Genomic DNA, 12,975 nt, shown 5'->3' on the forward strand with positions numbered 1-12,975 from the left:
CCGCTGTGACCGTATCCGGACGTTTCGTCGCCCTGCTCGCGCTCGGCGTGCTTCCCGTCGTGCTGCTCGGCGGTGCGACGGGGATGGCGTACGCCGCGCTCGGCGGCTGGCTGCTGCTCTGCGTCATCCTCGGGCTGCTCGACCTCCTGCTGGCAGCGTCCCCGCGTGCGGTCGCGGTCGAGCGCACCCTGCCCGGCCGGGTGCGTCTCGGCGCCGAGGCCGTCTCAGAGCTGTACGTGACGAACACCGGCCGACGGACGCTGCGCGGAACCGTCCGCGACGCCTGGGAGCCGTCGGCCGCCGCGGAACCGACGCGGACGAGGGTCGACATCCCCTCGGGCGAGCGGCGCCGGATCGTGGCGTCCCTGCGCCCGTGGCGTCGCGGCGAGCGTCGCGTGAGGAACGTGACCGTCCGGTCGTGGGGCCCCCTCCATCTGTGGGCGCGCCAGGCGACCCTCGACGCTCCCGGCCGCATCCGCGTGCTTCCGCCGTTCACCGCCAGAAAGCACCTGCCATCCCGGTTGGCCCGGCTGCGCGAGCTCGAGGGCAGCACGAGCGTCCTGCTCCGTGGCCAGGGCACGGAGTTCGACTCGCTGCGCGAGTACGTGCGCGGCGATGACGTGCGCTCCATCGACTGGCGAGCCACCGCACGGCGGCACGACCCCAACGGCGGACACGGCGCACGCGTCATGGTGCGGACCTGGCGCCCCGAGCGCGACCGCCGCGTCATCGTCGTGATCGACTCCGGCCGGACCTCCGCCGCTCGGGTGGCCGACGAGCCGCGCATCGACACCGCGTTCGAGTCGGCGCTGCTCCTCGCAGCCCTCGCCACCCGCGCGGGCGACCGCGTCGACATGGTCGCCTACGACCGCATGGTGCGCGGTCGCGTGCAGGGCGCGACGGGTCCGGAGCTGCTCTCACGGATGGTGGATGCGATGGCCGGCATCGAGCCGGCCCTGATCGAGATGGACTGGTCCGCCATCCCGGCACAGGTCTCCGCCCTGACCTCGCAGCGCTCACTGGTCGTGCTGCTCACCTCGATCGAGTCCCCGGGGGGCTCGCGGGGGCTGCTCTCGGTTCTCCCGCAGCTCACGGCGAAGCACCTGGTCGTCGTGGCCAGCGTCACGGATCCGGACACACTTGCGGCCACCAGCGAGCGGCATGACCGCACCGAGGTGTACCGCGCCGCTGCGGCGGAGCGTTCGCTGCTCGATCTCAGCCGGGTCGCCGCGGCGGTGAAGCGCCTCGGCGGCGACGTCGTGACGGGTTCGCCGGCCGATCTGCCGCCCGCACTGGCTGACCGCTATCTGGCCCTGAAGGCGGCCGGCCGGCTCTGAAACGCGACCGTCGTCAGGCGGCGACGATGCGGCGCGCGCCCGCCTCGAACTCCTCGAGGTCGCCGGTCTCCCCCGCCCGCACCGCGCGCCGGCCGAGCACCAGCATGTACGCGAGGAACGCCGCGAGTGCGAGCGCGCCGATGCTGATCTTCGCCCACACGGGCAGGCCGGACGGCGTCACGAAGCCCTCGATGAGCCCCGAGACGAACAGCGAGATCGCGCAGCCGACGGCGACCGTGAAGAGGGCCCGACCGTCCTCGGCCAGCGCCTGTCCGCGCGTCCGCGCCCCCGGGGCGATCCACGCCCAGAAGATGCGGAGCCCGGCCGCGGCCGCCACGAAGACGCTCGTGAGCTCGAGCATGCCGTGCGGCAGGATGTACGAGAACATCACGTCGCCACGCCCGTAGGCGAACATCACGCCCGCCGCCGTGCCAACGCCCACGGCGTTCTGGATGAGCACGTAGGGCACATACAGCCCGGTGATGCCGAAGGCGATGCACTGGGCGGCGATCCACGCGTTGTTCGTCCACACCTGCCCGGCGAACGACGCCGCCGGGTTGTTGGAGTAGTAGTCGATGAAGTCGTGCTCGACGTACTTACGCAGGTTCGCGTCGTCGCCGAGGTTGCGCAGCACATCCGGGTTGCCGGTGATCCACAGCGCGTACAGGGTCGCGATCACGATCGTGGCGACTGCCACCGCGAGCACGATCCACCGCAGCCGGTACAGCGCGGCGGGGAGCTGGAGCACGAAGAAGCGGGGCAGCTGCGCGAACAGGTTGGCTCCGGCGCCGGTGAAGCGCAGCCGCGCGGAGGAGAGCGCGAGCGACAGCCGGTCGCCCGCGGCCGTCGCGCCGGCACTCGTCTGAATCGCCGACAGGTCGGCCGCTCCCGACTGGTAGAGATCGATCAGGCGGTCCGCCTCAGGGCCGTCGAGGCGTCGCTTCGACGCCAACCGGGAGAGTTCCTCCCAGTCGGCGCTGCGCGCGGCGGTGTAGGCGTCGAGGTCCATCTGCTTAGATGATATCTATGATGCAGGCCGGGGCGGGGAACGTGTCTCAGGACGACCGCGAACTGGTCACGGGTGAGGCCGTCGCACTCGACGTGAAGCCCGCCAGTTACATCCTCCGGGCCGCCGGCACCATCATCGACTGGCTCACGTACCTGCTCGTCATGTTCGGGTGCATCATGCTTCTCGTCTCCACGGGCAGCGGGCTGGATGAGGCCCTCGCGCGGGCGCTGATCATCCTGATCCTGGTGTTCGGGATGGTGATCCTGCCCACCACGGTCGAGTTGCTGTCGCATGGCCGATCCCTCGGCAAGCTGGCGGTCGGGGCACGGATCGTCCGCGACGACGGCGGGGCCACCGGGTTCCGTCACGCGTTCATCCGCGCCCTGGTCGGCGTGCTCGAGATCTTCCTGACGTTCGGGTCCATCGCAGCACTGACCGGACTCCTCAACAGCCGCTCCAAGCGCCTCGGCGACCTCCTCGCGGGCACGTACAGCCAGCTCGTCCGTGTGCCGCGGCCGACACCGCTCCCGCTCTACCTCGCGCCGCACCTGAGTGCCTGGGCCGCGACCGCGGATGTCGCCCGCCTGCCCGACCGGTTGTCGCGCCGCATCGCCCAGTTCGTCCGCCAGGCGCCCGATCTGACCCCTGCGGCTCGTCACGGGCTCAGCACCGAGCTCGCCCGCGAGGCCGCGCCGTACGTCTCTCCGCTGCCCCCGGTCGATGCCGAGACCTTCCTCGTCGCGGTCGCCGTGCTGCGCCGCGACCGCGATGCCCGCGGGCTGGCGCTCGAGAAGCAGCGGCTCGACCGGCTGGACCCGGTGCTCGGCGCCCTCCCCCACGGTTTCCCGGACCGCTGACCGCGCGCCCCGTCGCCGCCCGCCCACCGACTGGAGACGCCATGACGCACCGCCGCCGCATCGTCGACCTCAGCCACCGCATCCACGCGGGCCTCGTGACCTATCCCGGCCTCCCGGCGCCGACGATCGAGCCGCACCTGACGCGCGAGGCGTCCCGGTCCGTGTACGCCGCGGGGACCGAGTTCGCGATGGATGTCATCACCATGATCGGCAACACGGGCACCTACCTGGACAGCCCCTTCCACCGCTATGCGGACGGCCCGGATCTTGCCGGCCTCGACCTCGACACTCTCGTCGGTCTGCCGGCGGAGGTCGTCCACCTGGCCGGGCGGTCGGAACGCGGCATCCCGGCGTCGGCGCTGGAGGGTCGAGCGGAGCCGGGCTCGGCGGTGCTGCTGCACACCGGTTGGGATGCGCACTTCGGGACGCCCGCGTACGCCGCCGGCGCGCCCTTCCTCACAGAGGACGGTGCACGGATGCTCGCCGATACCGGGGTCGCGCTCGTCGGCATCGATTCGCTCAACATCGACGACACGGAGTCGGGCGGCAGCCGGCCCGCGCACAGCATCCTGCTCGCCGCCGGCATCCACGTCGTCGAGCACCTCACCGGGCTCGGCGCGCTTCCCGAGCACGGAGCTTTGTTCACGGCGGCGCCGCCCGCGATCGAAGGATTCGGTACGTTCCCCGTGCGGGCCTTCGCGGAGCTGCCTGCCGCCGAGTGACGCGCGGGCGCGCTCAGTCGTGCAGGATGCGCTGGAACAGGACGTGATCCTGCCAGCGGCCCGCGATCTTGAGGTAGTTCGGGGCGACGCCGATCCGCTCGAATCCGGCGCGCGTCAGGACGGACTGCGAGGCGTGGTTGGCGAGCAGCGTCGCCGCCTGGATGCGGTGCAGGCCGTACTCGTCGCGCGCCGCGTCGACGAGCGCACCCAGCGCCGCAGAGGCGAGCCCTCGGCCCACGTGGTCACGGTCGAGCCAGTAGCCGACATTCGCCGACTGGAATGCACCGCGGACGAGGTGGCTGAGCGTGACACCGCCGGCGATCTGGTCGCCGTCGGCGATCACGAGCGGGAGGGCCGCATCCATATCGCGCAGCGCCAGCAGTTCACGGGTCTGGGCGAGCTGCCCGGCCTCCGTGAAGAAGTCCTCCGTGCGGGTCGGGTCCCACGGGGCCAGGTGCCCGCGATTGCGCTGGTAGGCGGCGGCGAGCGCCCCGGCGTCCTGCTCTCTCCGCACCCGGAGGATCAGGCCGCCGGGGAGCTCCCGGTCGGCGAAGTGGAGGGCCATCAGTAGCGGTAGTGGTCGACCTTGTAGGGACCGTCGACCGGGACGCCGATGTAGGCGGCCTGCTCGTCGGTGAGCGTCGTCAGCTCGACACCGAGGGCGTCGAGGTGCAGGCGCGCGACCTTCTCGTCGAGGTGCTTGGGGAGCACGTACACGCCGATCGGGTAGTTCTCCGGCGACACGTACAGCTCGAGCTGTGCAAGCACCTGGTTGGTGAACGAGTTGCTCATGACGAAGCTGGGGTGACCGGTGGCGTTCCCGAGGTTCATCAGACGACCCTCCGAGAGCACCAGGATGCTGCGACCGGTCGGCAGGCGCCACTCGTGCACCTGCGGCTTGATCTCCACCTTCTCGGCACCGGGCAGCGCCTCCAGCGACGCCATGTCGATCTCGTTGTCGAAGTGGCCGACGTTGGCGACGATGGCGAGGTGCTTGAGGCCGAGCAGATGGTCGAGGGTGACCACGTTGACGTTGCCCGTTCCGGTGATGAGGATGTCGACCTGGTCGATCACGGACTCGAGCCGGGCGACCTGGTAGCCGTCCATCGCCGCCTGCAGCGCGTTGATCGGGTCGACCTCGCTGACGATGACGCGGGCGCCCTGGCCGCGGAGCGCCTCCGCTGCTCCCTTGCCCACGTCGCCGTAGCCGGCGACGAACGCGACCTTGCCGCCGATGAGGACGTCGGTCGCGCGGTTCAGGCCGTCCGGGAGGGAGTGGCGGATGCCGTACTTGTTGTCGAACTTGCTCTTGGTGACCGAGTCGTTGACGTTGATCGCCGGGAACAGAAGCTGGCCTTCCTTGGCCAGCTCGTACAGGCGGTGCACGCCCGTGGTGGTCTCCTCGGTGACGCCGAGGATGTCGGCGGCGATGCGGGTCCAGCGGTCGGTGGAAGCGGCGAGCGACCCGCGCAGAGCCGCCAGGATGACACGGTACTCGTGGCTGTCGGAGGCGGCGTCCTCCGGCACGGCTCCCGCGAGCTCGAACTCGCGGCCCTTGTGGACGAGCAGGGTCGCGTCGCCGCCGTCGTCGAGGATCAGGTTCGGGCCGAGGTAGTCGGCTCCGTCGGCGGCGGCCTCCGTCGACCAGTCGAAGATCTGCTGGGTGCACCACCAGTACTCCTCCAGCGTCTCGCCCTTCCAGGCGAACACGGGGACGCCCGCGGGCGCCTCGGGGGTGCCGGTCGGACCGACGGCGATCGCGGCGGCCGCCTCGTCCTGCGTGGAGAAGATGTTGCAGCTGGCCCAGCGCACCCGGGCGCCGAGCGCGACCAGGGTCTCGATCAGCACGGCGGTCTGCACGGTCATGTGCAGGGATCCGGCGATGCGCGCACCGGCAAGCGGCTTCGCGTCGCCGAACTCGGCGCGGAGGGCCATCAGCCCGGGCATCTCGTTCTCGGCGAGCCGGATCTGGTGCCGCCCGGCGGCGGCGAGGGAGAGGTCGGCGACCTTGAACGGCAGGGCGGTGGTGGCACTAGCAGGCATGGCCTCTATTGTGGCATGCCCTCCCCGCTGCGTCCCGGGGATGACGCTCAGGCGCGGATGAGCGCGAGCACCTCGTCGCGGATGCGCGCCATCGTCGCCTGGTCGGCCGCTTCGACGTTCAATCGCAGCAGCGGCTCGGTGTTGGACGGGCGCACCGAGAACCACCAGAACGGCTCGTCCTGCCCGACCCGGCCGGTGACCGTGAGCCCGTCGAGCTCGTCGAAGTCGGCGCGCGGCGTGAACGCCTCCACGATGCGGGTGAAGGCCGCAGGCACGTCGGCGACGGTCGAGTTGATCTCCCCCGACATCGCGTACGGCGTGTACCGGGCGGACAGCTCGGACAGCGGGCGGTCCTGCGCGCCGAACTCGGCGAGGAGGTGCATCGCCGCGAGCATCCCGTTGTCGGCGCTCCAGAAGTCGCGGAAGTAATAGTGCGCCGAGTGCTCGCCGCCGAACACGGCGCCGGAGCGGCGCATCGCATCCTTGATCAGGGTGTGGCCGACGCGGGTCCGCAGCGGAACGGCTCCCGCGGCCTCGATCGTCTCGGGGACGATGTTCGACGTGATGAGGTTGTGGATGACGGTGATCTCCGCGTCCGGATCCTCTGCTCGTGCCCGCGCGATCTCCCGCAGGGCGACGATCGCGGCAACGGCGGACGGCGTGACGGCCGAACCGCGCTCGTCCACGACGAAGCAGCGATCGGCGTCGCCGTCGAAGGCGAGACCGAGGTCGGCGCCGTGCTCGACGACCGCGCGCTGCAGGTCGACGATGTTCTTCGGCTCCAGCGGGTTGGCCTCGTGGTTGGGGAACGTCCCGTCGAGCTCGAAGTACAGCGGGATGACGGTGATGGGCAGCGCGGGGAGCCCAGCGGCCTCTCCGAGCACGGCCGGAACGGTCAGCCCGCCCATCCCGTTGCCCGCATCGACGACGACCGTGATCGGCCGGATGGCGCTCAGGTCGACGAGTGAGCGCAGGTAGGCGGCGTAGCGCTCGAGCACGTCCTCCTCGCGGAAGGTCCCCGGGCGGTCGACGGCGGGGATGCCGTCGCGCAGGTACCCGGCGGCGCGGTCGCGCACCGCGCCGAGGCCGGTGTCCATGCTGAGGCCCTGGGCACCGGCACGGGAGAGCTTGATGCCGTTGTAGGTCGCGGGGTTGTGGCTCGCGGTGAACATCGCGGCGGGCGCCTGCAGGTAGCCGGAGGCGAAGTACGACTCGTCGGTGGAGCACAGCCCGATCGACACGACGTCGGCACCGCGCTCCTGCGCGCCGCGGGCGAAGGCTGCGGCGAAAGCCGGAGAGGAGTCGCGCATGTCGTGGCCGACGATGACGTCGATCCCCGCGGCCTGGACCTCGTCGACGAACGCCGCGGCGATGGCCTCGACGACCTCCTCCGTGAGGTCCTTCCCGACCAGTCCACGGATGTCGTAGGTCTTGACGACGGACTGCAGACGCGGGTCGGTGATGCTCATGGCCCCTAACCTATCGCGACGGCCGCCCTGGATGCCGGAGCCGGGCGCCGGAGTCAGGCGCCGGAGTCAGGCGTCGGCGACGCTGACGTGCCGGACGATCTGCCAGCCCTGCGGCGCGGACAGCCGCTCGGCGTGGATGGCGCACAGGTCGTACGAGTGCGGCTCGTGCTTCAGGCTCAGCGGTCCGAGCACGGCCATCGAGTCGGCGTAGACGTAGGTGAGCGTCTGAACGGCATCGCGAGGACACGCGACACGGGAACAGGGACGGCTCAACATCGGGCTCAGACTACCCGACGGCGGCCGACGTAGGATGGCGACATGCCCCGCAACCGCCGCACCAGCAGTCCCACCCCGGCGACCAGCCGCTGGCGGAGCAGGCACGGCCGAGGCGCGCGGGGTCCGGTGACCGGCCCGCACCTGCCGATGCTGCAGAACCGGATCGACTTCTTCGACATGACCGTCGCATCCACCGCCGACTACCTCAAGGGCGTCTGGCCGGAGGAGCTGGCGAACGTGCACTTCGAGGTCGCGGCGACTCCGATCGGCAACTCGGGCGCCGACGGCGTCGACCGCTGGCGGGTGGATGCGGCCCACCGGCGCATCGTGCTCTACCGGGTGCCCATCCAGCGCCTGACCAAGCTGCACCACGACGACGAGCTGCACCGGCGCATGTACGTCGAGGGATGCGTATTCCGCGCGGTCGCCGAGCTGCTCGGCAAGGACCCGTGGGACCTCGCCCCCGACCGCTACCGGCACTTCTGATCCGGCACGTCTGATCGGCGAGGGGCGATCCGCCCCTCCGGTCAGTTCGGGTAGACCGTGATGGGTGCGGCGAGCGGACCGGGCGGAGTGAGTGCGAAGCTGCTCGCGCGTCCGTCCGCGGCGAAGCTGATGCTGCCGCGCAGGCCGTCCGCGCCCGTGATGCGGTAGCTGTCCGGCGCGACGCGCAGCAGCGCGCCTCCCTCGGCCGGGACCGTCAGCGTCGCGGGCTTGCTGCCGGGCGCGAGCCCCTGCACCGTGACCGTCTTGTCGGCCTCGCCCGGGTTGGCGAAGTGGAAGGTGGCGGCGCCGTCCGTCGGGACGGCGGCGAGGAGGTCCTTCTGAAGCGGCTGGGCCGACGAGAACCAGGTGAAGTCGCGCGTCCTGGTCCCGATGACCGAGGTGCGGACCGCGGCGACGACGGGGACGTTGGCATTCACGGTGACCGTGTAGTTGCCGTCCTTGAGGTGGTCGAGCGGGACCTCGGCGACCGTTCCCGCCTTCACGGTAGTCGCGTAGGAGTCGCCCGCTGCCGTGCCGGCCTCGCCGACGGCGCCGATCGTGATCTGGGCGTCGGTGTCGCCGGGAACGAGGAGACGGACGACCGGGTAGGTGAACCCGACGCCCTCCGCCGACTGCTCCGCCTGGACCGCCGCCATCGAGGCGATCGTGACCCCTGGGATGATCTGCTGGCGTGCCGGGGCACCGGTCGGCCCGGCGAGCTCGGCTCCGCGCGGCTGGATGCCCTGCTCGAAGCTCTGCTGCAGCGATGCGGCGACCTCGCCGCCGGTCGTCTGGACACGGACGACCGGTGCTGATGCCGACGGGATGAGCCCCGCGAGCGGGACGACCTTCTGGGAACCGGCCGGGACCAGGATGCCGGCGGCACCCGGTGCGCTGACCGGGCCCGTCTCGGTGTACAGCGTCAGGTCGACCGTTGCGTCGACCTCGCTCGCGTTCGAGAGCATCACGAGGCTCGTCTGGCCGAGGGAGGTCGAGCCGGCCGCGAGCCAGGTGTCGGCGCTCGGCTCGGCGCAGGCTGCGGCGGCGAGCCCGAAGAGGTCGTCCGCGGCGGCCGTCTGAGATTGGGCGGCGGCGAACAGCGGAGGTTTGGTGGCGCCCTGCGGAGTGGACACGGTCGCCACCAGGGGCGACTCGTCCGACGAGGACGTGTCGGCATCCGATTTCAGGGTGCTGGTGCTCACGTCTGCGCCCTCCGCGTGGGAGGTGAAGGTCGGAGCGCCGACAGCACTCGGGCGGGTCGCCTCCCCCGCGTCGGCGGCCAGCTGCAGGAGCGGACCGGGGCAGATGCGCTGCTGATCCGCGGGGACGGGCGTCACGACCTGGGCGGGTGCTCCGATCGCGAAGTCGGGAAGGGGGAGCAGGGTGGCTCCGGCGACCGCCACGACGGCGATGCCGACGCCCACCAAGCCGCCGACGGCGCGTGCACCGATGCGGGCGATGCCTCTGCGGTCAGCCACGGTCGCCTCCCTCGAAGCTGCGTCGGGGTCGGATGATGGTCTCCTCCAGTCCGTCTTCGAGCGTCGTCGGCGACGGCGGCGTCGTCACGCGCTCCGTTTCCCGCTCGAAGGGGCGATCGGTGTCGTCGCTGCCCATGTCCACGGCCTCATCGCGGCTCGGTTCCGGATCCAGGTCCGACGCGGGCGGCAGCTCGGGCTCAGGCTCCGCGACCGGCTCGTTCTGCGCGACCGGCTTGTTCTGCTCGACCGGCTCGGCCTCCGCGACCGGCTCGCTGTCCGCGACCGGCTCGACCTCGGGCACGTCCTCCTCCTCGGCGGACTCCACGATCGCTTCGTCGTCGGGTTCGGCCTCGTACTCCTCCAGGCTCTCGTCCGCCACGCTGTCGGCGGCGGCCGGTGCCTCCGGCTCGTCGTCGGGCTCGACAGCGGCCTCCTCGCGGCGCCGACGGTCGGGCCGGCGGGCGGAGAGCTCGGAGATGCGGTCCGCAGACCGGGTGGTCGGGATGGCCATCAGCACCGTGAGGCCGATGACGATGCCCTGCACGAGAAGCACGATGACGCGCCAGATACCTCCGGCGTCCGCGGGGATCTGCGCGGCGGCGGGGACATCGGACGTTCCGCGATCGAACGCCCAGAGCCGGCCAGTGGAGGTGACGCCCACCGGCGCGAGAAGCGGGTTCGCATCCATCGCCACGGCGGCGCGCGTGCGTGTGGCGTCGCCCGCTGCTGCATCCTGCCCCGGCAGAGCGGTCTGCGGAGGCGTCAGCAGCACGAAGTCGATGCCGAGGCGTTTCAGCTCTGCCGAGGCGTCGTATCCGCTGCGGGAGGAGAGGTTGCCTGCCAGCTGCGCCAGAGCGCGCTGGTCGGCCGTGAGGGTGCGCTGCGTGTCCGCGAGCGTCGACTGGTCGTCGAGGGTCTGACCGCTGCCCCGCACGATCTCGGCGCGGATGCCGCCCTCGCCCTGCGGGATGATGCGCAGCGTCCCGGTGCGCGGCTGCGTGGCCGCCTTGGCCGTGACGACGGCGGGCATGGTGCGGCCGTCGCTCTCCGCGACGTCGGCGTGACCGGTGAGGCTGACGATCCCGACAGGTACGACGGCGATCGCGAGCGTCACGATCGCGACCCAGGCCGGATAGACGGCGGCGCGTCCGATGGCGGACAGCGCGAGGACGGCGGCGCCGATGAGCCCGAGCCAGTAGAGGCTGACCGCCGTGCCCGGCCAGATCGGGACGACAGTGCCACCGGAGACCGCGACCTGGACGTGGAGGGCGGCGACGGCGGTCAGGAAGCCCACGAGGGCGACCAGGAGGGCGACGATCGCCCGGACCGTGCCCCGCAGGAAGAGAGCGAGGATCGCCAGCACGCCGAGTGGGGCCAGCAGGATCGGGACGATCAGGTTGGCCGACGCCGTCGGCAGCTGCAGGGAGGTGGCGAGAGCATGCCAGCCGCCGAGGGTGCCGTCCGGGAATCCGAGCGCGAGCTGCCAGGCCGGCGTCTGCCGTGCGTCCAGCGGGACGCCCGGGTCGGCGAAGATCGAGAGCCAGGCTCCCCGTGCTCCCTGCTGCACCACGAGCGGAGCGAACAGCACGAGGGCGGGCAGCGGGATGAACGCGATCCGCGCGGCGCGACGGCCGGCGAAGACCAGGGCTGCGATCCACGCGATGACGAGCGCCGGGATGAGGATCGGGGCGCACGCCGCCGTCGCTGCGGCGAGCAGGGCCGTGGTGGCGCTGGCCGCCCAGGACCGGCGGGCGGCGAGGCCGGCGAAGAACAGCCACGGCAGCAGGATGTGCGCGAGCACCGCCGACGGGCGCCCGCCCTGCAGAGCCACCAGCAAGGTCGGTGCCAACGCGTAGGCGAGCGCGGCGAACGCACGCAGCGTTGCCCGGGTCGTCAGTCGTGCGGCCGCGAGCCAGGCGCCGAGCGCCGCGAGCGGCACGGCGAGGATCCAGAGCAGCACGAGCGACTGCGACGGCTGCCAGAACGTGAGGGTTCCCAGCACCGCGAGCACCGCGGAGAACGGGTCCGCGGCGCCGACGAACCCGAGGCTCGTGTCGCGCCACCCATAGCCGAGGTCCGCCCAGAGCTGGCCGACCGACGAATCGAGCGGCAGGAGTCCGCCGCCGGAGAGGGCACCGGAGCCGATGAGGGGGAAGAACAGGGCGACGCCGACGAGGAGTGCGGCGAGCACCGCCCATCCCCCGCCGGTCCCGAAGAAGTCGAGGTCCTGCTTCTCGCCCTGCTGGCGGACCATCGCCGCTTCGCGTTTCAGCGCGCGGGCGCGGCGCACCTCGGCGAACGGGATGCGCAGAGGGGCGACTGCGGCCCAGCTCACCTCACGCGCGGCTGCGAGCCGCCGCCGGGCGCTGCTCACCGCCAGGCCGGAGAAGGCGACGCGGAACGCAGCCCCGAGCTCACCGCCCACCGAGCCCGGCTCCTTGCGCAGAAGCCGGAGGAGCCCGCGCAGGATGCCGAGCGGCACCAGGGTCAGCCAGTGCAGCGGGACAGCCCATCCGGGGGCGTACACCATCCGGCGATGCAGCTGCGCGCGGCGCCGCTCGCCCGAGAGACGACGGCGCACCGTCCACTTCGACGAGAGGTTCGGCCCGGCAACGCCGTCGCCCGCGATGGCGAGGCGCGCCTGAGCAACCAGAGTGACGCGGAACCCGGCCAGGCGCGCCCGCGTGCAGAAGTCGAGGCCGTCGTCGACGGTCGGGAGCGCGGGGTCGAACCCCTCCAGCCGCTCCCAGAGTGCCTGACGGACGAGCATCCCGGCGCTCGACACGGCCAGGACGTCGCTCAGGCCGTCGTGCTGGGCCTGGTCGAGCTCGTTCTCGACCAACGGCACGGAGGCGCCGAACGGGGTCATCGCCTCGCCGAACTCGCGGATCAGAGCCGGGTCGTCCCAGTCGACCAGCTTGGGGCCCACCACGGCGACCGAGGGAGACACCTCGAGCGCCGCGAGCAGCGCCTCCAGTGCCTCCGGCTCCGGGGCGGTGTCCTGAGCCAGGAGCCAGAGCAACTGGCCCGAGTCGGAAGCGGGAGGGAGGACACGCACGGCCGTCGCGACCGCGGCGCCGAACGGGAGCTTCTCGGGGACGTTGAGCAGCTGGGTGGGCTGGGCTTCCGAGAGCAGACGAGCGGCGTCGTCGGAGGTCGCACAGTCGACGGCGATCACGGCGTCCGGTCGACGGGTCTGCTCCGCGAGGGCGTCGAGAGTGCGCTGCAGGCGGGGGCCGCCGCTGTGGGCGACGACGATGGCGGTGACTCTCGGATACATCGCCAGTCAGCCTAGGTC

At 71.9% G+C, this 12,975-nt stretch carries 11 protein-coding genes; 4 read left to right on the plus strand and 7 right to left on the minus strand.

Translation table 11 applies throughout. The features are described from left to right. Positions 1–5: 5 nt before the first annotated feature. The gene (locus BLR91_RS12940) at positions 6–1,337 is read left to right on the plus strand and encodes a DUF58 domain-containing protein (RefSeq protein ID WP_089874848.1); all 1,332 of its coding nucleotides are present in this window, start codon (positions 6–8) and stop codon (positions 1,335–1,337) included. A 13-nt stretch (positions 1,338–1,350) separates the two neighbouring features. Here BLR91_RS12940 and BLR91_RS12945 read toward each other — a convergent pair whose 3' ends face one another. After that, positions 1,351–2,346 (minus strand): stage II sporulation protein M, encoded by a 996-nt coding sequence (locus BLR91_RS12945; protein ID WP_018190085.1) that lies wholly within the window; start codon positions 2,344–2,346, stop codon positions 1,351–1,353. Positions 2,347–2,363: 17 nt separating this feature from the next. Between BLR91_RS12945 and BLR91_RS12950 the strand changes: the two genes are divergently transcribed. Continuing rightward, a complete protein-coding gene (locus tag BLR91_RS12950) occupies positions 2,364–3,203 on the plus strand; it encodes an RDD family protein (RefSeq protein ID WP_020075398.1) in 840 nt (279 codons plus the stop codon). Positions 3,204–3,244: 41 nt separating this feature from the next. After that, entirely contained in the window at positions 3,245–3,925 is a 681-nt protein-coding gene (locus BLR91_RS12955) for a cyclase family protein (RefSeq protein ID WP_089874846.1), read from the plus strand. 13 nt (positions 3,926–3,938) lie between these two features. On the opposite strand, the gene BLR91_RS12960 is transcribed toward BLR91_RS12955, so the two are convergent. From BLR91_RS12960 to BLR91_RS12975, 4 genes are all read right to left on the minus strand, one after another. Beyond that, a complete protein-coding gene (locus tag BLR91_RS12960; protein WP_089874843.1) occupies positions 3,939–4,490 on the minus strand; it encodes a GNAT family N-acetyltransferase in 552 nt (183 codons plus the stop codon). Then, a complete protein-coding gene (ahcY, locus tag BLR91_RS12965; protein WP_089874840.1) occupies positions 4,490–5,968 on the minus strand; it encodes an adenosylhomocysteinase in 1,479 nt (492 codons plus the stop codon). Before ahcY ends, BLR91_RS12960 begins: the two co-directional genes overlap by 1 nt. A 47-nt stretch (positions 5,969–6,015) precedes the next feature. Then, positions 6,016–7,437, minus strand: coding sequence for a phosphomannomutase/phosphoglucomutase (locus tag BLR91_RS12970; protein ID WP_089874838.1), 1,422 nt, complete (start codon positions 7,435–7,437; stop codon positions 6,016–6,018). A gap of 66 nt (positions 7,438–7,503) precedes the next feature. Further along, complete coding sequence (locus tag BLR91_RS12975) at positions 7,504–7,713, minus strand: DUF3499 family protein (RefSeq protein ID WP_026307082.1); 210 nt, start codon at positions 7,711–7,713, stop codon at positions 7,504–7,506. Positions 7,714–7,755: 42 nt separating this feature from the next. On the opposite strand from BLR91_RS12975, the gene BLR91_RS12980 reads away from it, so the two are divergent. Further along, positions 7,756–8,199 (plus strand): metallopeptidase family protein, encoded by a 444-nt coding sequence (locus BLR91_RS12980; RefSeq protein ID WP_089874836.1) that lies wholly within the window; start codon positions 7,756–7,758, stop codon positions 8,197–8,199. A 41-nt stretch (positions 8,200–8,240) separates the two neighbouring features. Here the strand turns inward: BLR91_RS12980 and BLR91_RS12985 are convergent, their stop codons facing one another. Next, a complete protein-coding gene (locus tag BLR91_RS12985; protein WP_089874834.1) occupies positions 8,241–9,677 on the minus strand; it encodes a DUF5719 family protein in 1,437 nt (478 codons plus the stop codon). After that, positions 9,670–12,957, minus strand: a complete 3,288-nt coding sequence (locus BLR91_RS12990; RefSeq protein ID WP_089874832.1) for a glycosyltransferase — start codon at positions 12,955–12,957, stop codon at positions 9,670–9,672. Before BLR91_RS12990 ends, BLR91_RS12985 begins: the two co-directional genes overlap by 8 nt. Positions 12,958–12,975: the final 18 nt, after the last annotated feature.

Source organism: Leifsonia sp. 466MF, from assembly GCF_900100265.1.
GTDB lineage: Bacteria > Actinomycetota > Actinomycetes > Actinomycetales > Microbacteriaceae > Leifsonia.

What these genes read in the sequence shown, in the direction of transcription:
- BLR91_RS12945 (WP_018190085.1), bottom strand. Translation starts at nt 2,346, where the DNA reads ATGGACCTCGACGCCTACACCGCCGCGCGCAGCGCCGACTGGGAGGAA.
- BLR91_RS12950 (WP_020075398.1), top strand. Translation starts at nt 2,364, where the DNA reads ATGATGCAGGCCGGGGCGGGGAACGTGTCTCAGGACGACCGCGAACTG.
- BLR91_RS12955 (WP_089874846.1), top strand. Translation starts at nt 3,245, where the DNA reads ATGACGCACCGCCGCCGCATCGTCGACCTCAGCCACCGCATCCACGCG.
- BLR91_RS12960 (WP_089874843.1), bottom strand. Translation starts at nt 4,490, where the DNA reads ATGGCCCTCCACTTCGCCGACCGGGAGCTCCCCGGCGGCCTGATCCTC.
- ahcY (WP_089874840.1), bottom strand. Translation starts at nt 5,968, where the DNA reads ATGCCTGCTAGTGCCACCACCGCCCTGCCGTTCAAGGTCGCCGACCTC.
- BLR91_RS12970 (WP_089874838.1), bottom strand. Translation starts at nt 7,437, where the DNA reads ATGAGCATCACCGACCCGCGTCTGCAGTCCGTCGTCAAGACCTACGAC.
- BLR91_RS12975 (WP_026307082.1), bottom strand. Translation starts at nt 7,713, where the DNA reads ATGTTGAGCCGTCCCTGTTCCCGTGTCGCGTGTCCTCGCGATGCCGTT.
- BLR91_RS12980 (WP_089874836.1), top strand. Translation starts at nt 7,756, where the DNA reads ATGCCCCGCAACCGCCGCACCAGCAGTCCCACCCCGGCGACCAGCCGC.
- BLR91_RS12990 (WP_089874832.1), bottom strand. Translation starts at nt 12,957, where the DNA reads ATGTATCCGAGAGTCACCGCCATCGTCGTCGCCCACAGCGGCGGCCCC.